General features: G+C 59.4%; 26 protein-coding genes. 10 read left to right on the top strand and 16 right to left on the bottom strand.

Going from position 1 to position 24,743, the window contains the following annotated elements; translation table 11 throughout:
- Positions 1-101 precede the first annotated feature (101 nt).
- Entirely contained in the window at positions 102-707 is a 606-nt protein-coding gene (locus AC1Z36_RS05140) for a TetR/AcrR family transcriptional regulator (RefSeq protein WP_105656148.1), read from the top strand.
- Here the strand turns inward: AC1Z36_RS05140 and AC1Z36_RS05135 are convergent.
- From AC1Z36_RS05135 to glsA, 7 genes are all read right to left on the bottom strand, one after another.
- Positions 704-1,774 carry a signal peptidase I gene (locus tag AC1Z36_RS05135; protein WP_483561784.1) on the bottom strand — a complete coding sequence of 357 codons (1,071 nt, stop codon included), beginning with the start codon at positions 1,772-1,774 and terminating at the stop codon, positions 704-706. The two genes, AC1Z36_RS05140 and AC1Z36_RS05135, sit on opposite strands and share 4 nt — an antisense overlap.
- A gap of 61 nt (positions 1,775-1,835) precedes the next feature.
- Positions 1,836-2,411 (bottom strand): hypothetical protein, encoded by a 576-nt coding sequence (locus AC1Z36_RS05130; RefSeq protein WP_105656146.1) that lies wholly within the window; start codon positions 2,409-2,411, stop codon positions 1,836-1,838.
- Positions 2,408-3,094, bottom strand: a complete 687-nt coding sequence (locus AC1Z36_RS05125; RefSeq protein ID WP_105656145.1) for a hypothetical protein — start codon at positions 3,092-3,094, stop codon at positions 2,408-2,410. Before AC1Z36_RS05125 ends, AC1Z36_RS05130 begins: the two co-directional genes overlap by 4 nt.
- The gene (locus AC1Z36_RS05120; protein WP_105656144.1) at positions 3,091-3,660 is read right to left on the bottom strand and encodes a signal peptidase I; all 570 of its coding nucleotides are present in this window, start codon (positions 3,658-3,660) and stop codon (positions 3,091-3,093) included. The genes AC1Z36_RS05125 and AC1Z36_RS05120 overlap by 4 nt, the downstream gene beginning before the upstream one ends.
- A complete protein-coding gene (locus tag AC1Z36_RS05115; protein WP_146112207.1) occupies positions 3,657-4,232 on the bottom strand; it encodes a hypothetical protein in 576 nt (191 codons plus the stop codon). Before AC1Z36_RS05115 ends, AC1Z36_RS05120 begins: the two co-directional genes overlap by 4 nt.
- 25 nt (positions 4,233-4,257) lie before the next feature.
- Positions 4,258-4,812, bottom strand: coding sequence for an alternate-type signal peptide domain-containing protein (locus AC1Z36_RS05110; protein ID WP_105656142.1), 555 nt, complete (start codon positions 4,810-4,812; stop codon positions 4,258-4,260).
- A 337-nt stretch (positions 4,813-5,149) separates the two neighbouring features.
- Complete coding sequence (gene glsA / locus AC1Z36_RS05105; RefSeq protein WP_105656141.1) at positions 5,150-6,178, bottom strand: glutaminase A; 1,029 nt, start codon at positions 6,176-6,178, stop codon at positions 5,150-5,152.
- Positions 6,179-6,421: 243 nt separating this feature from the next.
- On the opposite strand from glsA, the gene AC1Z36_RS05100 reads away from it, so the two are divergent.
- Entirely contained in the window at positions 6,422-6,844 is a 423-nt protein-coding gene (locus AC1Z36_RS05100; RefSeq protein WP_105656140.1) for an acyl-CoA thioesterase, read from the top strand.
- 198 nt (positions 6,845-7,042) lie between these two features.
- Positions 7,043-7,465: a VOC family protein gene (locus tag AC1Z36_RS05095; RefSeq protein ID WP_105656139.1), complete on the top strand. Its 423-nt coding sequence runs from the start codon at positions 7,043-7,045 to the stop codon at positions 7,463-7,465.
- A 4-nt stretch (positions 7,466-7,469) separates the two neighbouring features.
- Here AC1Z36_RS05095 and AC1Z36_RS05090 read toward each other — a convergent pair whose 3' ends face one another.
- The 3 genes from AC1Z36_RS05090 to AC1Z36_RS05080 form a co-directional block, all read right to left on the bottom strand.
- Complete coding sequence (locus AC1Z36_RS05090) at positions 7,470-8,309, bottom strand: SGNH/GDSL hydrolase family protein (protein WP_105656138.1); 840 nt, start codon at positions 8,307-8,309, stop codon at positions 7,470-7,472.
- A 104-nt stretch (positions 8,310-8,413) separates the two neighbouring features.
- The gene (locus AC1Z36_RS05085; protein WP_105656137.1) at positions 8,414-9,526 is read right to left on the bottom strand and encodes a 3-isopropylmalate dehydrogenase; all 1,113 of its coding nucleotides are present in this window, start codon (positions 9,524-9,526) and stop codon (positions 8,414-8,416) included.
- Entirely contained in the window at positions 9,523-10,161 is a 639-nt protein-coding gene (locus tag AC1Z36_RS05080) for a GntR family transcriptional regulator (RefSeq protein ID WP_286134066.1), read from the bottom strand. Before AC1Z36_RS05080 ends, AC1Z36_RS05085 begins: the two co-directional genes overlap by 4 nt.
- Positions 10,162-10,389: 228 nt before the next feature.
- On the opposite strand from AC1Z36_RS05080, the gene AC1Z36_RS05075 reads away from it, so the two are divergent.
- Genes AC1Z36_RS05075 through AC1Z36_RS05065 form a run of 3 tightly spaced genes read left to right on the top strand, consistent with a single transcriptional unit; the run spans position 10,390 to position 13,469 of the window.
- Entirely contained in the window at positions 10,390-11,838 is a 1,449-nt protein-coding gene (locus tag AC1Z36_RS05075) for an aldehyde dehydrogenase family protein (protein WP_105656135.1), read from the top strand.
- A 30-nt stretch (positions 11,839-11,868) separates the two neighbouring features.
- Positions 11,869-12,639 carry an SDR family NAD(P)-dependent oxidoreductase gene (locus tag AC1Z36_RS05070; RefSeq protein ID WP_105656134.1) on the top strand — a complete coding sequence of 257 codons (771 nt, stop codon included), beginning with the start codon at positions 11,869-11,871 and terminating at the stop codon, positions 12,637-12,639.
- 50 nt (positions 12,640-12,689) lie between these two features.
- On the top strand, positions 12,690-13,469 hold the full coding sequence (locus AC1Z36_RS05065; RefSeq protein ID WP_105656133.1) for a FadR/GntR family transcriptional regulator: 780 nt from the start codon (positions 12,690-12,692) through the stop codon (positions 13,467-13,469).
- 79 nt (positions 13,470-13,548) lie between these two features.
- Here AC1Z36_RS05065 and AC1Z36_RS05060 read toward each other — a convergent pair whose 3' ends face one another.
- From AC1Z36_RS05060 to AC1Z36_RS05040, 5 genes are read right to left on the bottom strand one after another with little or no spacing between them, the layout of a single operon-like run.
- Positions 13,549-14,964, bottom strand: a complete 1,416-nt coding sequence (locus AC1Z36_RS05060; RefSeq protein ID WP_105656132.1) for an amidase — start codon at positions 14,962-14,964, stop codon at positions 13,549-13,551.
- 28 nt (positions 14,965-14,992) lie between these two features.
- Positions 14,993-16,750 carry a dipeptide ABC transporter ATP-binding protein gene (locus AC1Z36_RS05055; RefSeq protein WP_388023493.1) on the bottom strand — a complete coding sequence of 586 codons (1,758 nt, stop codon included), beginning with the start codon at positions 16,748-16,750 and terminating at the stop codon, positions 14,993-14,995.
- 3 nt (positions 16,751-16,753) lie between these two features.
- Positions 16,754-17,605 (bottom strand): ABC transporter permease, encoded by an 852-nt coding sequence (locus tag AC1Z36_RS05050; RefSeq protein WP_105656130.1) that lies wholly within the window; start codon positions 17,603-17,605, stop codon positions 16,754-16,756.
- Positions 17,605-18,552 carry an ABC transporter permease gene (locus tag AC1Z36_RS05045; RefSeq protein ID WP_133834157.1) on the bottom strand — a complete coding sequence of 316 codons (948 nt, stop codon included), beginning with the start codon at positions 18,550-18,552 and terminating at the stop codon, positions 17,605-17,607. Before AC1Z36_RS05045 ends, AC1Z36_RS05050 begins: the two co-directional genes overlap by 1 nt.
- A gap of 33 nt (positions 18,553-18,585) precedes the next feature.
- Positions 18,586-20,106, bottom strand: a complete 1,521-nt coding sequence (locus tag AC1Z36_RS05040) for an ABC transporter substrate-binding protein (protein WP_483561783.1) — start codon at positions 20,104-20,106, stop codon at positions 18,586-18,588.
- A 214-nt stretch (positions 20,107-20,320) separates the two neighbouring features.
- Between AC1Z36_RS05040 and AC1Z36_RS05035 the strand changes: the two genes are divergently transcribed.
- A complete protein-coding gene (locus AC1Z36_RS05035; RefSeq protein ID WP_286134041.1) occupies positions 20,321-21,052 on the top strand; it encodes a FadR/GntR family transcriptional regulator in 732 nt (243 codons plus the stop codon).
- A 60-nt stretch (positions 21,053-21,112) separates the two neighbouring features.
- Here the strand turns inward: AC1Z36_RS05035 and AC1Z36_RS05030 are convergent, their stop codons facing one another.
- Positions 21,113-21,721 (bottom strand): GNAT family N-acetyltransferase, encoded by a 609-nt coding sequence (locus AC1Z36_RS05030; RefSeq protein WP_388023499.1) that lies wholly within the window; start codon positions 21,719-21,721, stop codon positions 21,113-21,115.
- A 125-nt stretch (positions 21,722-21,846) separates the two neighbouring features.
- Here AC1Z36_RS05030 and AC1Z36_RS05025 point away from each other — a divergent pair, with 125 nt between their 5' ends.
- Genes AC1Z36_RS05025 through AC1Z36_RS05015 form a run of 3 tightly spaced genes read left to right on the top strand, consistent with a single transcriptional unit; the run spans position 21,847 to position 24,676 of the window.
- Entirely contained in the window at positions 21,847-23,139 is a 1,293-nt protein-coding gene (locus AC1Z36_RS05025) for a sensor histidine kinase (protein ID WP_454090377.1), read from the top strand.
- Positions 23,127-23,816: a response regulator transcription factor gene (locus AC1Z36_RS05020; protein WP_332727922.1), complete on the top strand. Its 690-nt coding sequence runs from the start codon at positions 23,127-23,129 to the stop codon at positions 23,814-23,816. Before AC1Z36_RS05025 ends, AC1Z36_RS05020 begins: the two co-directional genes overlap by 13 nt.
- On the top strand, positions 23,813-24,676 hold the full coding sequence (locus AC1Z36_RS05015) for a hypothetical protein (RefSeq protein ID WP_400341368.1): 864 nt from the start codon (positions 23,813-23,815) through the stop codon (positions 24,674-24,676). Before AC1Z36_RS05020 ends, AC1Z36_RS05015 begins: the two co-directional genes overlap by 4 nt.
- Positions 24,677-24,743 lie beyond the last annotated feature (67 nt).

Raw genomic sequence — 24,743 nt, 5'->3', positions numbered from 1 at the left:
ACAGATTAGGTCCAGCGACGGCCTCGGCGCAAGAGATTTAACGAATGACTTTCGTTTATTTGTGTAAGCTCTACCCAGAACCTTCAACAACGGGAGAATTCATGGCCAGGCCTTCCAAGCCGAAGCTCAGCACCGCCGCGATCGCCGATGCCGCACTCAAGCTCGTCGACGCCCATGGCGAGTTCACGCTTCCGCAATTGGCCAAGGCCCTCTCGGTCTCCGCTTCGTCCCTGTACAACCACGTGTCCGGCAAGGATGAGATCATCGAGCTAATGAGAGGCCGGGCCATGTCGGCGATCAGCCTGCCAGATAGCGTTTCCAGCGACTGGCAGGAGATCGTACAGCAAATTGCCACGTCCTACTGGGAGTCGTATTCAAGGCACCCACGGCTGATCCCGCTGCTCACCAGCCACACAGTCCGCGACAGCACCACGCTGCGCGTCTACGATGCACTGGCCGAGGCCTTCGCTATGGCCGGGTTCGAACCGAAGCGGCGGCTGCAGGCCATCACGATCGTCGACTCCTTTGTGCTCGGATCCGCCTTGGATGCGGCGGCACCTGAGAATGTATGGGAAATCGACGGAGAGTCGACACGCGCTTTCAGCGAGACACTGGCCACTGCCCTGGGCGACGAGGACCGGGCGTCAAAGACCTTTGCGGTGGGCCTTGATCTGATTATCAATGGTCTATATTCGCTGCCAGGCTAGTGCGGTTGGCAGGTTAAACGCTTGTTGCTGCCCAGAAGTCCAGCGCTGCCATGAATTTGAGTAAAGCTCACCGGGGCTGAACTCCATGATCCGTAATTCGCCCTGATCGCCACCGTGAATTTTCTGTCGAAGCCTACGAGCAAATCCAGCAGGGCACCCAGTAGACCCTGGCTCGAAGACAGGGATGTCGTGTAGCTTCGCGTGTTGCCAGCAAGCGACTCTGTCTTTACCGTCGAGCTGCCATTGAGTTGTCCGGTGATGGTATAGGACGTTGGTTCTGGTCCGGAAACTGACCAATCGAATCGGATGGTTTGCTGGTCCCCGACATTGCCTGTGCATTTAGCGTTGGCTGGGGGCAGAGCCGTGAGCGCAGTAGCCGTGGCGGAAGCCGCCGCTTGGCTGGAGAAAGCTGCCTGGGTTTGTTCGATTTGAATCGGCAAAAGGCACAACGTGAGCATTGAAAACATGCCAGCCATCTGAATCAGGGTCCGTCGCCGAGATCGTTGCGACATGGATTCCCGACTAGCTCCGGATACCCGAAATTCAGTGGCTTGATGCTCGCGACCAGCAAAAGGGCCTGGGTCCATTTCGGCCTCATTCATGCCCTGCCCGGATGAAAGTCGGCCGCTTCCACCATCCCTCTTGATGAACGCGACATAGAGCAGGTAGGCGCACAGCAGTCCGCCGAGAAAATAGGCCCATGGCTGGGACAGCCACGATACGACGTAGCCCAGGACCGGTACACTGGCCAGCAGTTTGTCGACGCTGTCCACCGCATACGGTTGCAGGTCCGCGACGGGATTGGCATCACCCTTGAGGACCAGCCCCGCGTCCGTCTTTTCGACAACCCGGTGCGTCACCCGCACTTCGTCACTGATCACCACCGAAACCACGTCGCCCACGGCGACGTCCTCTACCGCGGTCGGAACAGCCAGCCCCAGGGAACCGGTGGGGATGCCCGGTCCCATTGATCCCGAGGCGAAAACCAGGGGCTTGATCCCGAAAGCCAACGCCAGCACCGCCATGACCAGGCACAGGGTCCCGGCCGCGGCGCAGGCGTTCAGCACGAGGCGCTGGAACAGCGTCAGCGAAGATCCTGTGCGGGGTCCAGTTCGATTCAACTTCATCTCATGAACCCACCGTCGAGGTGAAGTCCAGGGTGATTGCCGTCGTGGCGCCCTGCAGGGTATTGGCCGCGGTTACTGGCAGCGAGTACTGCACGCACAGGGTTTCGCTGCTGCCGGCGGCCAAGGGCCTGGCGGCCGAGGCACTGCCGAACTGGGATCCAGCGTTCTTCGACAGCAGCGTGGTTCCGCCCGAGCAAGTAACGCTGGAGCCGGTGCCGCTGACCGTGGCGCCTGTTTTTACAACGATATTGAGTGCCGCCCCCAGCGCAGCGTTGCCCGATTCGGTGATTCTTCCGCCGAAAACATAGGGCGCCGAGATGGAACCGGTGTTCTTCACTGTCACGACGGATGCCGATGTCGAGCCCGGAAACAGGTTATTGCCGCTGATGGGCATCTGGTAGCTGGCCGAGGTTGCGCTGGTCGCAGTAGCTCCAACTCCCAGGGCAACGGTGGCCGTGCTGACGTTCGAGGTAGCTGTCGCTTGTCCGGTCCATGAGGCCAGCGTCGAGACGGTGCCGAATCCTACGAGGACGCCCAAGGACAGAATTGCCTTGATGCGCATTGAACGGTCGCTCATTCTTCCACTCCGTCCGTTTCAAGTTCCTTTTGTTTCCTTCGTTGCGCAGCAAGCAACGATAATCCCCCGATACCCGCGATGCCTGCCGCCGCAAGCAGCGCCGCACCGCGGAACCCGGTATCTCCGAGCCCATCATGCCGCTCGGGAGGATCCGATTGGGGCAGCTCTTCCCTCGGCGCATCACTGTCGGGCGAATACCCTTCGTCAGGCGGCCGCGAAGAATCCGGAGCTTGCCCATCTCCGCCTGCTAATTCGACGGCGTCGATGCGCACCTGCAACGAAGGCACCTGCTGGTCCTCCGACTCATTTTTCGCCGACCAGGGCAGTCCGACCCTCAGTCCGAATTCCGCGGCTTTGTCCGGTTCCAACCGGACTACCGTGGCTCCGGCTGTTTCGAAATAGATCCTGGTTGACGCAGCGGGCTCGATCGTCCGGATGCGGACTTCGATATCCGACTCCCGGTCATTGCGAATCCACAAGGATCCTGTGGATTCAACGCCCGGCGCCAAGACCGGGGCTCCTCCAAATACCTGCGGTGGGGCATCGGAATAGACCCGGCCGTCCAAGCTGTAGCTTAGGCCCTGGTCAGTTTCCGCGGCTGATGCGGGCAGTGCCAGGCCGAGTGCCGCGCAGGGAATCACGGCCGTCATGGCCGCGCGGGCTGCAAGAAAACGGAGCTTCATCGATGCCCTTTCCCCTGCCGTTCACGCCATGCCCCGCCGAACATCACCAGCGAATACACGATCAATCCGCTCGTTGCGATCCAGGTCAGCCACGTTCTCTGCTGGAGTGACAGAGCGCTGTTCACGTATCCCAGGAGCGGGACGGAATACCAGAGCTTGCCCCGGATCTGTTCGGGTTGCACCGGCTCGTCATCGGCATTGTTTGCATCCCCGCGGAAAATGAATTGTTCTTCCCCGCCCAGGCTCGCGCCGATAGCGGAAACACGGTGCGTAACGACTTCAGGCTCACCTGATTCCAGCTGGTAGGTGGCAACCTCGCCAATGCGAAGGTGCTGTGGGTCAATCGGCTTCACCACCACCAAAGTACCGGGCGGCAAATGCGGCCGCATGGATCCGGTGAGCACGGTATACGCCGTCGCCCCGCCCAATTTCGGAACCACGATCATGACGGCAATCAGGGCAAGGACGATGAACAGCACGAGCCAGGAAAGCACCTGACCGCACCACCACCGGATCCCTGTGCGTTCCTGCTGTTCCCTGCGCCGGACGCGATTCCCAATTGTCATCGTTGCTGCCCCGCGAACCCCAGCTTGAGCGCTACTTTCCCGCCGGAAGCCGTTTGAGGTGCCCCGGAGGGAACCGAAACACGAATGCACAAGGCCTCATTCGCCATCGCCGGCGCGGCGCGCAGCACCCTGGCAGCTGCGAAGGAGGCGGTGGATCCCAGCGGCCCGGCATACAGCCGTTCCCCGGCCAACGGCTGGTCGGCTTCGCAGGCCGCTTGGTCCATGCCGGAATAGATGCTCAGTTGCAAAACGCTGGACAGGGCACGATCAGCGGCAGTCGGCGAAGCGGTCGCATTGACCGCCCCATCCAGCTGATAGGTCAAGTCCACAGTGCCAGCATTGCTGATCACCAGTGATGCTTGCGTAAACGCCCCGGGGATCAGCTCGCTGCCGGACAGCTTCGCGAACTGGTGCTCGGTTTCGCCACCGGCCAGCAATGCCAGCGAACCGGTTTTCAAGGCTGGCGGATCCACCGTGCTTTCGGCGCGCCAAGTTGCGGCCGTGCCTTGCGCGCTGATACCCAGCATCAAGAGCACAACCGCGACTATGGCGAACTTCAAGGGTTTGGGCATGCACCAGCCAATCCACGATCCATGACTAAGCGCGGACTTGGTCCAAGGTCAGCGTCAGCGCTTCAAGATCCAGCGGCTGGTCGTAGGTCGACGGCGGGGTGTCCCCTACCGCTCCTTCGGCAAAGGTGACGGTGATCAGGAATGGAACTGAATAGGTGCCCGGATCGGCAAAGCTCAGTGTGCCGTCAGCTTCCTCCGTAATCCCCGGCGCCGATGCGTCGACCTGCAGAGCGACGGTCACGTATCCTTCCAACGCTCCCAGCGCCGTAGCCGCCTGGTCGACGCTCAGGGATCCAGCAATGTTCTTGCCTTCGGCATCGATGGTGGCGGTCTGGCTGAACGCAACGACGTCGCCGGGAACGAGCTGCTGGGTTGCCGGGTCGAACGGCTCGGGCGCTTCCGGATTGCTGATGTCCTGCCAGTTGCCCTCCCCGTTGGTCGTCAAGTTCAGGTGGCCGGTTTCCACGGTGCCCGCGTCAATAGTCTGCTGCGCCTGCCAGCGCGCGATCGTTCCAGCGCCGCCGAGCAACAGCGCTCCGGCTGCAACAGCAGCAATGGTTGCCTTGGTTACTTTCTTCATGAATTACGCATCCTCAAAGTTTAGGTGCCCCCAGTGACACACACTTTAAGTAAAGCTTGTTTAGTAGGTTTTACAACCCCCGGACGTCACATGACAATGCCGCCGGCTTGCACCGCTAAAGGAAACAAGACAACCGCCGTGAAAACGTATTCTCATGCCATCGAAAATTCTTGCTAACCAGCAGCTGACCAGTTCCTTTGCGCGAGGATTTCAACTCTCGAAACGATCCGGCGCCAGATGGCGAAAGATGGACGGCAAAGGCCATCCACCTGTCCATAAAAGTTTAGCTAGTTAGCGAATCAATCCGCCTTTTGGATAATGCGCGAAACGCCCGGGATCAGCTTTCCCGATCTGGCGCCGACGCAAACAGATTCAGGCCCATGGCACGCGAAAGCTGCCCGATGGCCAGCTGCGCGCGCACCGAGTTCCCGGCCATATCCAAGGGCGGCGAGAACGCGCCGATGGCACCCTTGCCCGGAGCTACCGCGACAATACCGCCAGAAACCCCGGACTTCGCCGGGATCCCGATCTCGAATAGCCACTCGCCAGAACGCTCGTACAAGCCGTTGGAGGCCACGGTCGCCAGGGTATCGCGGCAAACGTCTGCATCGACGACGCGCTTTCCGGTCACCGGGTTCACTCCGCCATCGGCCAGCGTCGCGCCCATGACGGCAAGATCATGCGCGCTGATATTCAGCGAGCACTGCTTGGTGTACACATCAACGGCATCCGCAGGTTCGTTCTCCAGCCGCCCATAGCTCTTGAGCAAATGCCCCAAGGCCTTGTTGCGCTCGTTGGCCAGCGATTCTGAGTGGTAGACCTCGTCATCCAGGCTCAGCGCCCGGCCGGCAAAGGCGGATAGCCCTTCCCGGACGTTCTCCCACTTCTTGGCAGCGGTCTTGCCGGGCATCATTGCTGTCGTGGCGATGGCGCCGGCATTGACCATGGGGTTCATCGGCAAGCCGTTGTTCAATTCCACGGCCATCACAGAGTTGAAAGACATGCCCGTATTGTTCACGCCGATGCGTTCGCGAACGACCTCGCGCCCGTGCTCTTGCACCACTAGCGCGTAGACGAACATCTTGGAGATCGACTGGATCGAGAACAGATGATCGCAATCGCCAACCATGTGGACAGAGCCGCCGACGTGGGACATGGCGATGCCAAAGAGATTGGGGTCCGCTTGGCCCAGGATCGGAATGTAGTGGGCAAGGAGCCCGTCGTCTGCATCCGCGTATCGCTCATGGGCTTCCTTGAGCAGGGAATCGATGCGATCATGTTCCAGCTCACCGGTAGAAACTTGCTGAACGACGTCGTCGAAATCGGTGGGAATAGTTTCGTTATTCCCTTCCGAAGGATAGGTCATCTTCACCTGCCTTTTAGTCCTGGGTCCGTTGATTCATGCTGCTTGATTTGACCTTATCAACAGCATTGCCGCTTAGCACCTTGGAACAGCCGTGAGCAGACAGGAAGCATTGGGCCAGTTCTCCCGGCACCCGCCCCAATCACGCGTCCACTTGGTATTCAATGCATGAATCGCATGTGTTTTCCCCTACATTGTGGAGCACCTTACAGCGCAATGCACCCGATCTGACTTAGCATTTTGTGTATGGCTAAGGGTATTACTTTTCATACGCGCAAGTGGGTTCGCCCAGAAGACTTGAACGCAAACGGCACGCTGTTCGGCGGCAGCCTGCTGCGCTGGATCGACGAAGAAGCTGCGATCTACTCGATCATCCAGCTGGGCAACAAGCACGTTGTCACCAAGTTCATGTCCGAGATCAACTTCATCGCCTCCGCAAAGGAAGGCGACCTGATCGAGATGGGCCTGACCGCTATCGACTTCGGCCGGACTTCGGTCACCCTGCGCGCAGAGGTGCGCAACATCTTCACCCAGGAATCGATCCTGACCATCGAGAAGATCGTCTTCGTGAACATCGGCGAAGACGGCAAGCCGGCACCGCACGGCTACGACCACATCACCTACACCCGCGATCGCATCCCGCTGGAAATCACCAAGGCACTGATCTAGTCCCCGCTTGAATGCCCGAAGCCCTCAAGAATTCAAGGGTTTGGTTCAAGGCCCCGCACGGCCGCGCTTAACTGCGTGCTCTAGCGGGGCCTTGTTTCATTTCAAGGTTAATCCCGCATAGCTCTTGCGCTCGGTTCATGCGTCCAGCAAAGTTGTTTTTGCACTGAGGAATTCCCCCGACGCAGAAGCGAGAAACCCATGGGCCAGATGATTTTCGTCAACCTACCGACCGCTGATCTAGCCAGAGCCGACAAGTTCTACGAGGCCATGGGCTTCACCAAGAACACGACGTTCTCCGATGAAAATGCCACCTCATGGATCATCGCCGAGAATATTCTCGTGATGGTGCTGCGCCAGGAGTTCTTCGCAAGCTTCCTGGTCAACGGCGATAAGCCGGCGCTCGGAAGCGGCCTGCGCGAAACCCTCAATGCCCTGTCGGCAGAAACCCGCGAAGGCGTCGACGACTTCGTCGCACGGGCCGAGGCCGGTGGCGGCAGCATCTACCGCCCGGCAGATGAGCCATTCCCGGGCATGTACCAGGCAGCCGTCCAGGACCCGGATGGCCACGTCTGGGAAATCGCGTGGATGAGTCCAGAAGCAATGGAAAACCCAGGCAGCTAGGCAGCTAGCCGACCTCGGAATTCCGCAGGTGCCGCAGCTCTTCTGCTTTGCGGCGCTTGCGGAACTGCTTCTTCATCCCCTTGGCCGGATGCATCGGCTCCGGCCAGCGGGGACGCAGCTGGTCCCCCAGGGTAATGCCGCGCATGCGCCGCCCGAACATCGGCAGCACCCACTGCCTCAGCCACTCCACGTCGCGCTGCGTGGCCTGCCAGAATCCGACCCGGTCCGCGGCGCCAAAGGGATCGAAAACCAGCTGGTGTGGATACCCGAGGATCTCCAGGATCCTGATGGCCATGTAGCGATGGCCGGCACGATTCATGTGCAGCTTGTCGATATCCCACATGCGCTTATCCCGGTACGCCTCCCAATTCCAGTAGTCAACGAGCACTACTGAGTCCGGATAGCGTTCAGCGAGCCGGCGCACGTGGTCATTGAAGCGCCAGTTGCGCCGCTTGAACGGGGCGAGCACCGGGTGCACGGGGATATCGAACCCGGTGAACAGCAGGACCTTGGCACCCGTGGAAACCAGGGCTTCGACAGCTTGCGAGTATCGGGCAAGGAATTCCTTCATGTCCTTGCGGAATTCCAGGATGTCGTTGCCGCCGGCATAAAAGGTGATCACCTCCGGCCTGAGTTCCAGGGCTATGGGGATCTGCTCGTCGATAATCGACTGGAGCCGTCGGCTGCGGATTCCCAGGTTCACGTACTGCCACTCGGGATCCGCTTTGGATAGCTGCTTGGCCACGCGATCGGCCCATCCGCGTACCCCGTTGGGCAGCCTCGGTTCCCAGTCCCCCACGCCTTCGGTAAAGGAATCCCCGATCGCCATAAACAGCCGTCCCATGATTGGCTAATCTACAAGGAACAGTTGACTAAGCAATGACGGGAAAACGAACTCCACCACTCTTTTAGATGACAATGGCGTGCAGTCGGTCTATTGGCATAAGCTCATCGTGCCGCAGACAAGCTCTTCATCACCGATAAACCCGGAACCATAACGAAATCCTCGGATACAAGCCGAGCAATATCGTCTGCAATGCCAGAGGTGTCCTTCCCCATGTTCGGTCCGGCTAGTTCGGGAAGCTCGCGCACCACGCTGACGGCAGCAGATTCAATGGCCATTGCGGCCCGCTCTTCTCCTAGATGCGCGAGCATCATCGCACCAGACAGGATCGCACCGACAGGATTGGCCCAGCCCTTTCCGGCAATGTCGGGAGCCGAGCCGTGGATGGCTTCGAACATGCTAGGTGAGTTTCCATCCAGATTGAGATTCGCGCTTGCTGCAACGCCCAGGCCACCCTGGATGACGGCTCCAAGGTCCGTGATGATGTCTCCGAAGAGATTGTCGGTAACTACTACATCGAATCTTTCCGGGGCAACAGGGAGATGGAAACACATGGCATCGACATGAACGTAGTCGACTTCAACTTCGGGATAGCGCCCAGAAACGTGGTCCACGACTTCCTGCCAAAGCTTCCCAGCTTCGATAAGTATGTTCTTCTTATGGCACAAGGTAAGTTTCTTACGCCGGCTCATAGCCAGCTTGAAGGAATACTCCACTACTCGCGAGATCCCCTGCCGGGTGTTGACCGATTCTTGGAGCGCCACAGTGTGAGGTGTATTTGCGTGGACTGTCGAACCTTGGCCAATGTAGGCACCTTCGGTATTCTCACGGACGATCACCAGATCGCAACGTTCAGGTGTCAGCCCGGCAATGGGGGTGGCGACGCCCGGGTAGAGCTTGACCGGGCGCAGGTTCACCGCCTGCTCGAATTCCTGGCGCATCGCTAGGATAAATCCGCGCTCAAGTATGCCTGGCTGCACTGCTGGATCCCCCATCGCGCCGAAGAGTATGGCATCATGGCCCCGCAGCTTTCGAGTCAACTGCGGGTTCCATAGCTCGCCGGTCTGCAGATAATGCTTAGCACCTGCGTCATAAGTAGTCAGATCCAGCGCGAAGCCGAATTTCTTCTCAGCTGCAGCCAAAACGTCAAGTGTTCCCCCCATGACTTCCGGGCCGATCCCGTCTCCGGGGATGACGGCAACGCTGTAGGTTTTCATTGGATAGGCCTTTCACTAGCGGCTAGGTGGTTTTGAAGTTCGTTGAAGTATTCGCGTACTCGGCGTTGTGCAGCCTTACCGTCTGATTCGGCTAAACACTCCAGGATGCCTACCTGGAGGTTCCGCAGTTTTCCGGTATTCGTCGGGAACCACGCGGTAGCTGGCAAATGCACTTCCTCGGTTATCCGCACAAGGGTCGAGAATCCTTGAAGATAGCGATTGCCCGATGATCCCAGCAGCAATAGGTGCACCTTGGAAGCATTATGTGGCGTGGCGGTTCCCGAGTTGCGCAACGCTTGAAGCAGGTCGGCGAGCAAGGGCCTCGATATCTTATCGACTGCCATGCCGCAGGCTGCCGATTCCAATAGTTCGCGGAATTTCAGTGCTTCACGCAGATTCGTTATGTCCATCTTCGTAACCGTGGCTCGCCCGTAGGAATCGAGCTGAACCACGCCTTCATGCTCTAGCAAGGCAAAGGCTTCACGCAAGGGTGTCCGACTGACGCCAAGCTCTTCGGAGAGCCGCTGCTGCGCCAAGACTTGTCCTGGCGCATACCGTCCCGAGAAGACTCGCTCACTGATGACGCCAGCAGTTTCCCGAGCCAGCGAAACGTTGCTCCTCCAGTCAAAAGCCACCGCCACCGCCTGTACTCGCACATCCGAATTTCTCGGTATCCCGAAGTGGAATTGTGAGCATTACTGTTCCCGGAGTTTCGCTTAATGTCAATGAATTCAACGTTTTAGAAGTGTGAAAGGGTCATTTTCCTCAAACCCGTTGACTGCGAGCTAGATCACTGATTAGCTTTGGTCATCTACTGGTCAGACCAGTAGGACTTCCATGGCGCCAATTCGAAAGTAGGAACGATGACTTCTCACTCAGATGCTTACCCTGCGGGATTGCCCATCGGCGATCGGTGGGTGCACTGCGCGGAAACAGCCCCCGTTATTTTCCCTTTCGATGGTTCAGTAGTTGCGCACGCGCCTGTAGGCTCCGCGGCACTAGCCAGCCAGGCATTGGACGCCGCCCAAAGCGTCGCCAAGGAAGTTGAGAGGCTGAGCACCGGCACCAAGCGGTCAATCCTCTTGGCGGTCCATCACAAGATTTCCGAGCACCGCGAAGAGCTCGAGAATCTCCTGGTCCTCGAAACCGGCAAACCCCTGGTGGACTGCCGGGTAGAAGTTGCGCGCACCCTGACCACATGGGCCGCGGCAGCCGAAGAAGTTGCGAACCTGCGCGGCGAAACAGTACCCCTGGATCTGCAGGCCAGCGGCGATGGCATGATTGGGTACTGGACCCGTAAACCGGCAGGAATCGTGATCGGCATCGCCGGTTTCAATTACCCTTTGCTCTTGGCCAGCCATAAGCTTGCGCCAGCGCTGGCGGCTGGGTGCCCGATCATCATCAAGCCAGCACCGAATACTCCTCTGTCCACGTTGTGGGCTGTGCACTTGATCCGCGAAGCCCTCGCCGCCCATCAGGTCAGCACCGCAGCGGTGCAGCTGGTTACCGGCGGCATTGACGTTGGCGAGACATTGGTCGCAGACCCTCGCTCAGCGGTGGTTTCCTTCACCGGGTCCGCGGCCGTCGGCCACCAGATCGCCAAGAATGCGGCACCACGCAAGGCAGTGCTGGAGCTGGGGTCTAACACCGGTTTCATTGTCGCCGAGGACGCCGACATCCATGCAGCAGTCGATGCCGTGCTACGCGGGGGGTTCTATGCCAACGGGCAAGCCTGCATCTCTGTTCAGCGCGTTCTGCTCGATGAGAAAATCGCTGGCGACTTCCAGCGGGAGCTGCTGGCGCGCATCGGCGAAATAGCGGTTGGCGACCCCCGCTCGGAACAGACCCGGGTGGCTCCACTGATCAATAAGGCATCCACCGGACGCGTGCTGTCATGGATCGAGAAGGCAAAAGAACGCGGAGCACAGGTGCTGACCGGCGGAGGCTTGCTAGGAGAATCCATCCAGCCCACGATTCTGAGCGGCGTCCCGTCCGATGCAGAACTATGGTGCGAGGAAATATTCGGTCCTGTCATCTGCTTGCGCACGGTGCCTGACCTCGATGCAGCTTTTGAGCTGGTGAACGATTCACGGTACGGACTGCAGGCAGCCATTTACAGCAAGTCGCTGAAGACGGCCTTCCGCGCCATCGATGAACTGGAAGTTGGCGGTGTCGTAGTGAATGAAATCCCGGGATTCCGGTCAGACATCATGCCCTATGGAGGAGTCAAGGACTCCGGGATCGGCCGTGAAGGCCCCCGCTTCGCAATGGAAGAATTCACTGTCACCCGGATGGCCATCATCCGCCCGTAGCCCGAGGCAACATAAACGAAGGACAACACAATGGATTACACGCAGCTCTTCCAATTTGCCGGCCAGCGCGTCATGGTCATCGGTGCAGGCAGCGGCATTGGCCGTGAAGCGGCTCTGGCCCTCGACGCCCACGGCGCCCACGTGATTTGCGCCGACCGCGATGTCGAAACCGCGCAGGAGACCGCCGACATGCTCAGCAGCGGTTCCACGGTTATCGAGCTCGACGTTCTGGATATTCAATCTGTTCAGGCCGCTTCCAATGAATTCAATGACATCGCTGCCCTGGTGTTCACCGCTGCCACGAATGTCCGAAAGCGCATCGTCGACTACACGATGGAAGAATTCGACCGCGTGGTGAATTTGAACCTGAGGGCTTCATTCGGACTGATCCAGGCCTTCGCACCTCGGCTGGCAGCCAATGGCGGCGGATCCATCATTGGCATCTCGTCCATTCGCGCATCAGTTGTCGAGCCCGGGCAAAGTGTCTATGCGGCCACCAAGGCTGCACTGGTCCAGCTGGCCCGTACCGCGGCCGCCGAATTCGGCCCGCAGGGTGTCAGGGTCAATGTTGTTGCCCCAGGGGTTGTTGAAACCCCTCTGACCGCACAGATCAAGGCCAACCCCGGCTGGTACAACGCCTACGCCCAGAAGAGCGCCTTGGGCCGCTGGGCCAGGCCAGAGGAAATGGCTGGAGCCATTGTCTATCTTGCATCGCCGGCATCGAGCTTCGTGACTGGTTCGGTGCTCACCGTCGATGGCGGTTGGACCGCCATCGATGGTCGTTTCACCCCACCGAACTAGGCGGTGGTGCCAAGGATTCTTCAGACAGACCACCACGAAAGCGACTTAAGATGTCACAGACACCAGAGGTGCCAGCTGCAACTAAGACGCGCGCTTTTGAAGCCATCGTCAGTTCCATTGAAAGCCAGGTACTTAGCGGCGAACTGAAAATCGGGGATCATCTGCCCGGAGAGCGTGAACTTGTAACCCAGTTTGAGGTGAGTCGTTCATCGGTGCGTGAAGCGATGCGGGTCTTGGAAAGCAACGGGATAGTTGCCTCTAGGCCGGGTGATCCGCGCGGAGCGGTTGTCCTCTCTCCCACGTCAGCGCCTTTGCGCAAAATGATAAGCCGTTTGGCCACGACCTCTTCGTCGAGCCTCGCGGATCTGCTCATTTATCGCATGACCATGGAATCTTCGGCCAATTCGCTGGCCGCAACGCGACGTTCCGATGCGGACTTATTGAAGCTCGAGAAGGCGATGGCGCGGATGCGGGCGGCGCGTTCGCAGAGCCAAAGCGCTTTCAGCCAGGCAGACCTCGATTTCCATGACGTGATCGCGCAGGCCAGCGGCCATGCACTGCTGCAGATTACCGGCGAAGCAGTCCGCCAGTCCATCGAGCAGCTCATCACGTCCAGCATTGAACAAAGTTCCGATGACGAGGCTTTGATGCAACGCACCCTCGACCATCATCACGAGGTCTTCATGGCCATCCAGAAGCAAGATGCGCATCTGGCTGAGCATCTTGCCCGCAGCAGCCTGTTCGAATACTACGGTCATCTGGTACCTGCCGATGACCGGACAGCTCTTGCCGCGCTGGCGTCCTTCGGACAGGCCACGCAAACCAGCTGATTTCCCGATACTGCAGATCAGAACAACAAGCAGGGCACAGCAACTGCGGTGGTTGCTGTGCCCTGCTTATACGGGATTTTCAGTCCAAGTTCGACCACTGCGGTTTGGCGCTATCTGGCCGAGCTGCCTCATACCAGCTGGCTGCGCGAAGCACATCGTCATCGGTTCCAACTGCTCCGGCCAGCTGCACGCCAATGGGCTTGCCCTCGGACGTGAAACCGCAATTGACGGTAGCCGCTGGCTGACCGGACATGTTGTACGGGACGGTGAAGGCAATATGGCCCATGGTGGCGTCAGGATCCACCACTGGCATCGGTTGTTCCGCAGGAAAAGCAGCCATCGGGGAGACCGGAGAGATGATGAGGTCATACCCGGCGGTAGCCGCGATGGTCACCTTCTGCATCTGGTCGATCGCACCGAAATTCCTGATCGTGTCGGCGCCATCGAACTTGGCTCCTCCTTCGCACCAGCGCACGATGTAATCCAGGACCTTCGCCTGCTCGCTTTCGCTCAGTTCACGGAAATCGGCCCAGGACCGGGTACGCCAAAAGCGGTCAAGCTGGTCAAGCATGCCTTGGTCGATGAAGGGCGGCAACTCTTCCACCCTGGCACCGTCCTGCGCAAAAGTGTCCGCTACCGACTGCACCGCCGATCGGATTTCGGGGTCGACAGCGACCCCAGCGTTAGCTTCAAGCTGCAACCCGATTCTCATCCCGCGGACGCTGCCAAGCTTTGACTGCCATTGCATGGCCGGATAGGCCCGTGCCGAATAGTCACGGATATCTGGTTGTCCGAGCACTGACATGAAAAGGGCAATGTCATCCACGGTACGTCCCATCGGGCCGGCCGCCCGGCCAATGTACGGGACATCCAGGGGAATCAATCCTGCACTGGGTTTCAGTGTTGCCAACCCCTGCCAGCCGCCGGGCAGGCGAATGGATCCACCGATGTCGGTGCCGACATGCAGTGGCCCGTATCCAGCAGCAGCCGCCGATCCCGCACCCGCACTGGAGCCACCGGTGGTCCATCCAGGGTTCCAAGCGCTACGCGATATTCCGTGAAGGCTGGAAACACCCGAAGAGAGCATGCCCCAGTCCGGCATCGTAGTCGAGCCAGCCAGGATGCCGCCGGCTTCAAGAATCCGATCGGTGATCGGCGCGTTCTGCGTGGGCACCTTGGGGTTGGATAGGGCCGTTCCCGAAGGCATCGGGATGCCCTTGCGTGCTATGTTCTCCTTGACCGTTGCCGGCACCCCGTCTAGTGGACCGAGCGCTGTTCCGCTGGCCCAGCGTTGCTCGCTTTCGCGTGCCTGGCTCAGCACGTCTTCCGGATCGAACTGGTACATCGCGTTGAGTACCGGTTCACGTTCCTGAACCCGTTTGATGACCGACTCTGCTACATCCACCGGCGAGATGTCCTTCGCAGCATAGGACGCGTGAAGTTCCTGCGCGGACAGCTGGTGCAGTGCGGTGGTGTGTTCAGAAAGCTGGGACATGATGGCCTCTCAAGGAAAATGAGCATTACTAGCGCAGGGCCAGTTCGTTGCGCAGGGACATGGATGAATTCACCAAAGTCCGCGTATACGCATGCTGCGGACTGTCATAGATCTGTTCGGTTGTTCCGCTTTCGACGATCCGCCCTTCATTCATCACCACGACGTTGTCGCAGATATGCCGCACCACGCCAAGATCGTGGGAGACGAAGACGAGGGTCAGTTGGTAGTCGTCGACCAAGTCCGAAAGCAGGTTCAGTACTTGGGCCCGGACGGAGACATCCAGAGCGCTGACCGGTTCATCAGCCACCAGCACCCGAGGCTCGCAGATCAGCGCACGAGCAATGGAGATTCGCTGGCGCTGTCCACCGGAGAATTGATGCGGGAAGCGTTCCGCGGCATCGGCCGGCAGTCCCACCGATCCGAGCATCTCTGCGACCATCTTCCGGTGCTTGGCGCTATCCACCTTTTGCCCCGGAACAAGCAAAGGCTCAGCGATAATGTCGCGGACACGCATCCGCGGATCCAGCGATCCCATGGGATCCTGGAAAACGATCTGCAGCTGCTGGCGCAATTGGACCAGATCCCTCTCCTTGGCCCCTGCAACCTCGCTTCCTGCCACACGAACACTGCCTGAGGTGGGTTGGTCCAGACCTGCCAAGATGCGCAAGAGGGTGGATTTTCCGGAACCGGATTCACCGACCACACCGAAACGTTGCCCGGCAGCAACGTCAAAGGAGACGCCTTTCAACGCATGCACCTCCGAACGCTTCCCGAAGAGCGACGAGCGTCCGACAGGATAGAATCGCGTCAGGTCCTTGACACTGATCAACGAGGGTACTTCGGGAGCAATGTCCCCCGCGGCCTGATCGTGTTCCCGGAGATCGCTTATTTCCGCGTTTGCTGCTTCCACGACTGGCTGCGCTTCGGCCAAAGGCGGAATGTAGGAAGCGGCCGAAGCCACGGTGAATAACCTGCCGTCGGCATCTGTGGCATTCAGGTCCGAGGCGGCCAGCAGTCCTCGGGTGTAAGGGTGTTGCGGATTGCTGAATACCTCTCCAGTATCGCCTTCTTCAACCACTTGGCCGTTGTTCATCACCAGCACCCGGTCGCAGACGTTGGCGACCACCGAAAGGTCATGGGTGATGAACAACAACCCGGTGCCGCGTTCTTGGACCGATTCCAAGATCAGATCCAGAACCTGGCGTTGAACCGTAACGTCCAAAGCCGTGGTCGGTTCATCGCAGAGCAAGAGACCCGGGTTATTCGCCAAGGCCATCGCCAGCATGGCGCGCTGTCGCTGGCCTCCAGAAAGCTGGTGCGGATAAGAGCGGGCGGCCCGTGCCGGATCCGGGAGCTTAACCGATCCGAGCAGTTCCACCGCACGAGCCTGAGCCGCTGATTTTGAAGCAACGGTCTTATGACTGGTCATAATTTCCGCGACCTGCGGACCGACTTTCATCAGCGGATTCAATGCGGTCAGCGGCTCCTGGAAGACCATGCTCATATCATTGCCACGGATTTTCTGCAGTTCCCTGTCAGTTGCCTCGACCAGATTCCGTGGGTGACCCGCAAGCTGGATGGAGCCACTGGCGCTGACACCTTCCGGGAGCAACCCCATAAGGGCGGATGTGGTCATGGACTTTCCGGAACCAGATTCGCCAATCAGCCCTACACGATCCCCCGGATTCATGCGCAGATTAAAGTTCGAGACAAGCGTGCGGTGCTTGGTGCTGATTGTCAGGCCCCTGACATCTATCAGAGCGCCGGTAGTTGTTTTCTTATCCATGGATTACCGATCTCCATTCAGTTTCGGATCGAACCGATCACGCAGACCGTCACCAAGCAAGGTGAAGCCCAACACTGCAACGGCAATGGCGGCGCCCGGCCAAACGGCGAGCATCGGGAAGGTCCCCAGGAATTGCTGGGATTCTTGCAGCATGCGGCCCCAGGATGGGACTGGTGGTGGAGTGCCCAAGCCAAGGAAGGACAGCGCTGCTTCGGCAAGTACCGCAATTGCGAACGATACCGAGCACTGCACCACGACCATGCCGATGATATTGGGCAGCACATGGCGCCGGGCGATACGCCAGCTGCTCTGGCTGGATGCCTTGGCAGCCATGATGTATTCGGTGCTCATCACCTGCAGGGTGCCGCTTCGCGCAACACGCGCAAAGCCGGGTATCGAGCCAATGCCGATTGCAAGCATGGCCGTGAATGTGCTGGCTCCAAATACGGCGCCAAACATGATCGCTACCAGCAACGCGGGAAAAGCGAGGAGAATATCAGCGCCACGCATGGTAACTTCCTCGGTGATGCCGCCTCGCATGCCAGCCAGAATACCTAGCGGCGTCCCAATGATCAGGGCGATACCTACCGCAACCAAACCCACCAGCAAGGTAATGCGCGCTCCGTACAGGATTCCCGAAAAGACGTCGCGTCCGTACCTGTCGGTACCCATCAGATGGGTGACGCTGGATCCTTGCAAGCGATCCTGGGGAACTGCTTGTACCGGATCGAAGGGGGTCCAGACAAAGGAGACGAGTGCAGCGAGCACCACGAGAGCTACGAGGATGCTGCCTACCAGCAGCGTCACGGAGAGTTTTCGACGGGTGCTTGAAGCGGTAACTGGTTCTGCAGACATTACGCGCCCTTTCGAATGCGTGGATCCAGGATTGTGTAGAGAACGTCCACGACCAAGTTGATGATCAAGGTAATCGCGACGAGCACCATGACCACCGATTGCACGGTAAGAAGATCGCGGTTGCCCACCGCGTCGAGCAGCATGGACCCAAGGCCTGGGATCACAAACACCCGTTCAATGACCACCGCGCCAATGATCAATGCCGCTAACTGCACGCTGGTAACTGTCAGAACTGGGATGGAGGCGTTGCGCAGACCATGCTTGATCAGCGATTCAAGCTTCCCGAGGCCCTTGGACCGTGCGGTCCGCAAGTAATCCTCGCTCATCACTTCCATCACCGCCGAACGGACATAGCGAGTCAGGATAGCTCCCTGCACGGATGCCAGAGCGAGCACTGGCAGGACGACGCGGGAAATGAAATCTCCGAAGTCCTCGCCGGGCGGTGTCCACCCGTTGGCCGGAAGCCAACCCAGGCCCACGGCAAAGACGACCACCAGCAGAATGCCGGCGAGAAAGTTGGGAATGGCCACGCCTACCTGGCTGATTCCGCTGACAATGATGCCGCTCGGATTGCGGTGCTTGACCGCCGCGTAGGTGCCGAAGGGAATCGCAATCGCCAAGGCGAGGACCATTGCCAGCAGTACCAGGATCAGGCTGACTTGCACCCGGTCGACAATCAGCGGACTGATATCTTGCCGCGTGACGTAGGATGTGCCGAAGTTGCCGGTGGGCAACCCCAGCGCCCAGTCAAAGTACTGGACGATCAGCGGCCGATCGGTCCCGAACTCGGCTCGCGTTTTGGCCAATAGCTCCGGGGTGGCGTTCACACCCAGGGCAATCTGGGCAGGATCTCCGGGAATTGCTCGCATGAAAAGGAACACTGCAACCGTTGCAATCACATAAGTGACAACGAATCTTGCCAAGTTGATCAGTAATCTAATACCCACGTGATTTTCCCTTTGTCGGTGCGGCTATGGAAGCTATTTCCAGCCGATATTGGTCATATCCAATGCTTCGGTCACGGAGTTGGCCGGAATGCCGGTCACCTCTGCCCTGGCTACCACGATGTTCGGGAAGATGAACAGGGTATCTGCAGCTGCATCATCAACGATGGTGCGAACCACCTTTTTCATGCCATCCACGTATCCGGCTTCGTTGGCAGCATCGGCTTTTGCGGCAAGCTCCTCAATGCCTGAATTGTCGTAGCCCAGGTAGTAGTCCGGGTTGTTGAACATTGCCAAAACATCTCGGCTCTCCACTGCCAGGACGACCGACATCTGGTAATCGTGCTTGGTGAAGACCTCGTCGAGCCAGACCGCGGGGAATTCGGAGGACTCGATCTTAGCGTCGATTCCGACATCAGCCAGTTGAGAGACGACTATTTCAGAGACTGCGGTTGCGTAAGGGCGAGTTGGAACCTTGAAAGTGATCTGCAGGTTCTCGGCTCCAGCTTCCTTGAGTAACGCCTTGGCCTTCTCCGGGTCGTACGGGTAGATATCGTTCAGATCCTCGTAGTACGGGTCGGTGGTCGGAACCGGTCCGCCCACCACCGTGCCGTAGCCGTTCCATGCGGTGTCGACTACAGCTTGGCGGTCGATGGCATACATGACGGCTTGGCGCACGCGCTTGTCATCGAACGGAGCTTTTTTGTTATTCATTGACAAGACGATCTCGCCATTGGAGGTGCCGTCAAGGACCTGGTACTTGTCGTTTGATTCGAAACCGGACAGCAGTTCCGGGGACTGCATGTTGTAGACGACATCCACGTCGCCGGATTGAAGTGCATTGGTCGTGGCTACCGCATCGGCGAAGTAGCGCAGTGAGACCTTTTCAACCTGCGGTTTCTCGCCCCAGTAGTCATCGCGTGTCGCGAGTTCGATGGACTGCCCGCGGTTCCACGCATCAATTTCGTATGGCCCAGTCCCAATGGCGGTCGAAGCTAGTTCGTCAACGCCGCTTGGATCGAACATGGCTCCGACCAAGGTGCCCATGTCGAAAAGCCAGGCATTACTCGGCTGCTTCAGGGTAATGGCGACTTCGGAATCACTGAGGACATCGACAGAGTCCACGATTTCCATTTTCGTCTTCAAGCTAGAGACCCAGTCATCGGATTGGACTCGTTCGATACTGAATTTGACGTCATCGGCAGTGAACGCTTCGCCATTGGAAAAGGTTGCGCCTTCGCGAAGCTTGAACGTATAAGTCTTGTTCCCGTTGCTCAGCTCCCACGATTCGGCGAGCAACGGCTGGATCTTTCCTTCTTGGTCGATCTCGACCAATCCTTCATAGACATTGGACATGAGCGCTTGCGGAATAGCAGCGCCTGCAGTCGTGGTGAAGTCCAGATTGACCGGTTCACCAGTTAGCGCGACGGTCACTGAAGTGTTTTCGGCCGAGCCTTCCGACGAAGTCCCGCCTGATCCTGCAGAGCACGCGGTTAGCGCCAGAGAGCCAACCAGCACTGTCGCCGCAAGCCGACTGTAGTTCTTTTTCTCTTTCATGGGATCTCCATCGGTCAACATGTCCATTGAGTGATGTGATCCATACAACACCATATATGCTGATATTTCTACTAAGTTTTCTGGTCTTACCAGTTGTCGAAATATTTGGCTGGGGCGGTGCCGCCCCGGAGAACTGCAATACCTTGTCCGCTAACCGTTTCCACTCGCAGCTAAAGGAAGGCCCCAATTGAGCAAGCTAACTTTCACGCCGGCCGTGCCAACATTGACCTACGAGCGAGTAGTGCAACAGATAGAGGAAGCGATTCTGTCCAAGGAAATTGAACCTGGCCAGCACCTTCCCAGTGAACGCGAGCTCATGGTGCAGTTCTCCGTCAGCCGGCCAACGGTCCGCGAGGCATTGCGAGTATTACAGAGCCAAGGCCTCATTGCGTCGCGTCCCGGTAGCCGCAGCGGTCCAGTTGTCTTGCCGGTTTCCACGGATAATCTGGGCAGATCCTTTGCCAATATGGCGCGCATAGCTACCCTCTCACTCTCGGAATTGGTTCAATTCAGAATCGTTCTGGAGAGTTCCGCCTGCCAGCTAGCGGCCGTAATGCATAGTTCCGAGCAATTATCGGTCATGCGCGATGCAGTTGAACGCATGGAATCTGAGGCGGCTGCGGGCTCCGGATCCTTCAACCGAGCCGACCTCGATTTCCACGCGGCCGTATGGGAAGCCAGCCACAACAGCCTGTTGCGGATCTGTGGCGAGGCGGTATCCGGTGCCATCTTGAGCGTCATGAATGACCAGATGAGCCACGCGGACAACGAGTCCCTAGAAATGAAAAAAGTGGTGGCATTGGACCGAGCTATCTTCGATGCAATTGAAGCCAGAGAGCCAGTCACCGCCGGAAACGCAGCCAAGACGGCCATTTCCACGTATTTCAAACCTCGTCTGGATGATGAAGGGGTGCGCGGCGTTGAAGCGCTGACGGAACCTCGCTAATTCACGCCGGTTCCTTATCCCGGTGCCAAAGCGGAGCAAATGCAACACAGCGTCACCGGGTCAGAGCAGTTTGCGCATGATCAGCCGGGGCATCCTGCTGGCCTGGGCGTCGCTGACCCCGACGACCTCGAACCCGGCCTGCTCGAACATCTTCCTGGTTCCGACGAAGGCCATGGTCAGGTCCATCCGCCCTGCCGGATCCACGGGGTAGGCTTCGACCGCTGGCGCCCCGAGGTCCCGCGCATACTGCACTGCGCCTTGGACCATTTCCCGATTCACGCCTTGGCGGCGGTAGCCGCTGCGCACCACCATGCAGGTGATGCTCCAAGCCTCCAGATCATCCACGGACCTGATGAGCTTGGACTTTTCCAGCAGTGGGATCCTCGATCGCGGAGCGATGCTGCACCAGCCCACCGGTTCCCCTGCGCGATAGGCGATCACTCCCGGGGCAATCGGCTCGGTGCTCAGTGAGCGCATGGCGGCGAACCGGTCCCCTGCGCCTCGTTCCCTGATCTCGACGGCACCGATCCGGTGCGACAAGCACCAGCAATGCTTCTGCCTCCGGCTCGGATTCACTACCGTCGCGAAGTCGTCCATGCGTTCTTCGGCCAGCGGCCTGATCTCGATGGGCGCTGTTCCTGCCGCCTGCGGATCCTGGTTCGTGTCCATCTGTCCATCCTGCGCTCCGAAAAGCCCAAAGGGCACCCTGGGAGGCAAATTCTTCGGGTTTTCCATAATGAAGAACTCCGGTTCCCTCGGTGTTGGCGCTGACCTGCGCGCTCTAGTGTTGAGGTATGACTTCGACACCTAAGGTTCTACCGGGCACCGCACCTGCCCGTCCCCCGCTGAGATTGGGCATGACGCTGCTGCATATGGCATTGTTCGGGTCTGCCGGCCTGATCCTGTTTTCGCTGCTGCTGGCCTGGCTCTCGGTAGGCGTCGCGCTGACCCCGATCCTCGGTTTGGGCCTGGTCGTCTTGGCCGGATTGGTCTATGCGCTCTTCGGCCTGGCCCGCTTCGAGCTGACTCGAATCAGCAACCTCTACGACATGGACGTCGCTCCGCTGACCTGGCGGCCACGCCGCCGTGAAGGCTTTGGCGAATACGTCCGTTCGCTCGGACGCAATGTGTCCAACGGACGCATGTGGGCGCTGCTGGGAAGCTTGCTCTTCTCCTGCCTGGCCGGCTCGCTGATGCTCACTGCCCTGCAAATGGCCGTGCGTTCGTCCATCGTTGCCTTCGCCCCGGTCTTGCAGGCAGATAGTGCCGACCCGCTGGGAACCGTTCCCGGGCTGTGGGGCTTCCAGACTCCAGTAAGCCAGGCACCTTGGCTGGTGCTGGCGGCGCTGCTGGGAATAGCAGTGGTTATCGGCTTGGTTTTCTTGCACCGGATGGTCACCGTGGGAATCGTCGGTTCTATTGCCCGCGAGAGTGCACTGGTCGAACGCGTGCGCACCACCGCGGTGCAGCGTGAAGGAGCGGTGCGCGCCGCAGAGGTGGAGCGCACCCGCATCGAACGCGACCTGCACGATGGGGTCCAGCCCCGGCTGGTCTCCGTGGCCATGACCTTGGGGCTTGCGCACCAGCAGATCGACAGCGATCCGCGCCAGGCCAAGGAACTGGTGGCCGAGGCCCATGCTTCAACCAAGTCCGCGATTACCGAACTGCGCCAGCTCACCCGCGGAATCTACGCGTCGGTACTCGATGACCGCGGACTGGATGCGGCGCTCTCGGCTATCGCAGGCCGCTCGCATATCCCGGTGGGCCTGGATATCCAGCTCAATGGGCGCTATCCGCGCGTGGCCGAAGCGGCGGTGTACTTCGCCATTGCCGAGGCGCTGACCAATGCTGCCAAGCATTCGCGGGCCCAGCGCTGCCAGATCACCGTGAGGGTCCGGGAGCATGAGGGCCAGCAAAGCCTGTGGGCCCGCATCGAGGACAACGGCACCGGCGGGGCGCGCATCACCCCCGGCGGCGGCCTGGATGGAATCAATAATCGGGTGCTCGCCGCCGGCGGCACCTTTAGCCTGGACAGCCCCCAGGGCGGGCCAACTGCAGTGGAGGTGAACGTGCCATGCGCGTACTGATTTGCGAGGATTCGGTCCTGCTGCGTGAAGGGCTGGTCAGGTTGCTGGCCCACAGCGGCCACCATGTTGTCGCGGATTTGCCCGAAACCAGCGGGCTGATGGATTTCCTGGACAACTCGTCCGCCGATGATTTCCCGCAGATCTGCATCCTGGATGTCCGTCTCCCGCCGACCTACACGGATGAAGGCATCCGTGCGGCGCTGGAACTGCGCAAGAAGTATCCGGATCTGCCGGTGCTGGTGCTCTCCCAGTACGTCGAGGAGCGCTACGCCTCGGAACTGATTTCCACCCAGTCCGGAGCGATCGGCTACCTGCTCAAGGACCGTGTTGCGGATGTCAGCGAGTTCATTGCTTCGCTGGAGCAGATTGCAGGTGGTGGAACCGTCTTGGACCAGGAAGTGGTGGCACAGCTGTTGACTCGACGCAATCACGATGACCGCATGCAGAAACTGACCGACCGGGAACGCACAGTCCTGGCCGCACTGGCCGAAGGAAAATCCAACCAGGCGATCGCCGCGCTGCTCTTCCTCTCGGAGGCCAGCGTAGAAAAGTACATCACTTCCATCTTCCAGAAACTCGGCTTGGAAGCCGACGGAACGGGCAACCGGCGCGTGCTGGCAGCCCTGGCTCATATTGAAACCCTGGGCACCAACCGCACAGACAGGACAGGATCATGACTACCACGCAAACCATGCCGCTACCGCCAAACCCACCGGCGCCACCCAACAACGGCAAGCCGCTGAATATCATCCTCGCGGTGCTCGGCGGGCTGGTCATTCTCACCTTGGTCATCGCCACGGCACGCAGCGCCTTTGCTTCGGTCTCCCGGGAGCATTCGGTCCACGAAGCAGAGGTCTCCGGGGTGACCGCCTTGGAAGTTTCGGCGAGCTCGGGACGCTTCGATCTGGTCTTTGCGGACACCGACAAGGCAACACTTGAAGTCAAAAGCGCCAAGTCCGCGAGCTGGAAGCTGCATCGGGAGCGCGATCGGCTCATCGTCGAAGCCCCGAATGCCTGGGACAACTTCTGCTTCTTCGGCTGCGGATTCGACGACAACGAGGCAACGCTGGTGCTTCCGCAATCCATGGACAACGGAAGGCTGGATGCGGACTTCGAGCTGTCCGCCGGATCCTTCAACGCAGTCGGCGCCTACAAGGACCTGGTGGTTGAAGTCGGTGCCGGGGAGCTGAACCTCACCGGCAGCGCGCACACCGCCGATATCGACTTGGGCGCAGGGGAAGCAACGGTGCGCCTGGACAATGTCCGAAGCGCCCGGTTTGATATCTCGGCCGGCGAACTCATTGGCGAACTCTCGGGCACGGCGCCCAAGAGCATCGAGGGCAGTGTCAGCGCCGGCTCGCTGGAGCTGGAACTGCCCGAGGCCACCTACGACCTGCGGCAGAATACGGCCGCCGGATCCGTCGAGAACCTGCTCGCCACCGATCCGAACTCCCCTAACAAGATCACGATCGATGTCTCCGCAGGCAGTGCCACCTTGCATCCAGCAGGCACCGCCCAGGAATCGGTTGGCCGCTAGACCCGGTTCCCACGAAAAAGGCAAAGCGTCCCTTCCCGGATCAGTAGTGATCCGGGAAGGGACGCTT

It is taken from the genome of Glutamicibacter sp. BS14, assembly GCF_056934375.1.
The sequence above is the reverse complement of the archived record's forward strand: the minus strand, read 5'-3'. Positions and strand labels throughout refer to the sequence as shown.

What these genes read in the sequence shown, in the direction of transcription:
- AC1Z36_RS05100 (WP_105656140.1), top strand. Translation starts at nt 6,422, where the DNA reads ATGGCTAAGGGTATTACTTTTCATACGCGCAAGTGGGTTCGCCCAGAA.
- AC1Z36_RS05085 (WP_105656137.1), bottom strand. Translation starts at nt 9,526, where the DNA reads ATGAAAACCTACAGCGTTGCCGTCATCCCCGGAGACGGGATCGGCCCG.
- AC1Z36_RS05050 (WP_105656130.1), bottom strand. Translation starts at nt 17,605, where the DNA reads ATGTCTGCAGAACCAGTTACCGCTTCAAGCACCCGTCGAAAACTCTCC.
- AC1Z36_RS05095 (WP_105656139.1), top strand. Translation starts at nt 7,043, where the DNA reads ATGGGCCAGATGATTTTCGTCAACCTACCGACCGCTGATCTAGCCAGA.
- glsA (WP_105656141.1), bottom strand. Translation starts at nt 6,178, where the DNA reads ATGACCTATCCTTCGGAAGGGAATAACGAAACTATTCCCACCGATTTC.
- AC1Z36_RS05120 (WP_105656144.1), bottom strand. Translation starts at nt 3,660, where the DNA reads ATGACAATTGGGAATCGCGTCCGGCGCAGGGAACAGCAGGAACGCACA.
- AC1Z36_RS05115 (WP_146112207.1), bottom strand. Translation starts at nt 4,232, where the DNA reads ATGCCCAAACCCTTGAAGTTCGCCATAGTCGCGGTTGTGCTCTTGATG.
- AC1Z36_RS05130 (WP_105656146.1), bottom strand. Translation starts at nt 2,411, where the DNA reads ATGAGCGACCGTTCAATGCGCATCAAGGCAATTCTGTCCTTGGGCGTC.
- AC1Z36_RS05055 (WP_388023493.1), bottom strand. Translation starts at nt 16,750, where the DNA reads ATGGATAAGAAAACAACTACCGGCGCTCTGATAGATGTCAGGGGCCTG.
- AC1Z36_RS05060 (WP_105656132.1), bottom strand. Translation starts at nt 14,964, where the DNA reads ATGTCCCAGCTTTCTGAACACACCACCGCACTGCACCAGCTGTCCGCG.
- AC1Z36_RS05140 (WP_105656148.1), top strand. Translation starts at nt 102, where the DNA reads ATGGCCAGGCCTTCCAAGCCGAAGCTCAGCACCGCCGCGATCGCCGAT.
- AC1Z36_RS05065 (WP_105656133.1), top strand. Translation starts at nt 12,690, where the DNA reads ATGTCACAGACACCAGAGGTGCCAGCTGCAACTAAGACGCGCGCTTTT.
- AC1Z36_RS05015 (WP_400341368.1), top strand. Translation starts at nt 23,813, where the DNA reads ATGACTACCACGCAAACCATGCCGCTACCGCCAAACCCACCGGCGCCA.
- AC1Z36_RS05025 (WP_454090377.1), top strand. Translation starts at nt 21,847, where the DNA reads ATGACTTCGACACCTAAGGTTCTACCGGGCACCGCACCTGCCCGTCCC.
- AC1Z36_RS05020 (WP_332727922.1), top strand. Translation starts at nt 23,127, where the DNA reads ATGCGCGTACTGATTTGCGAGGATTCGGTCCTGCTGCGTGAAGGGCTG.
- AC1Z36_RS05070 (WP_105656134.1), top strand. Translation starts at nt 11,869, where the DNA reads ATGGATTACACGCAGCTCTTCCAATTTGCCGGCCAGCGCGTCATGGTC.
- AC1Z36_RS05030 (WP_388023499.1), bottom strand. Translation starts at nt 21,721, where the DNA reads ATGGACACGAACCAGGATCCGCAGGCGGCAGGAACAGCGCCCATCGAG.
- AC1Z36_RS05040 (WP_483561783.1), bottom strand. Translation starts at nt 20,106, where the DNA reads ATGAAAGAGAAAAAGAACTACAGTCGGCTTGCGGCGACAGTGCTGGTT.
- AC1Z36_RS05125 (WP_105656145.1), bottom strand. Translation starts at nt 3,094, where the DNA reads ATGAAGCTCCGTTTTCTTGCAGCCCGCGCGGCCATGACGGCCGTGATT.
- AC1Z36_RS05075 (WP_105656135.1), top strand. Translation starts at nt 10,390, where the DNA reads ATGACTTCTCACTCAGATGCTTACCCTGCGGGATTGCCCATCGGCGAT.
- AC1Z36_RS05110 (WP_105656142.1), bottom strand. Translation starts at nt 4,812, where the DNA reads ATGAAGAAAGTAACCAAGGCAACCATTGCTGCTGTTGCAGCCGGAGCG.
- AC1Z36_RS05090 (WP_105656138.1), bottom strand. Translation starts at nt 8,309, where the DNA reads ATGGGACGGCTGTTTATGGCGATCGGGGATTCCTTTACCGAAGGCGTG.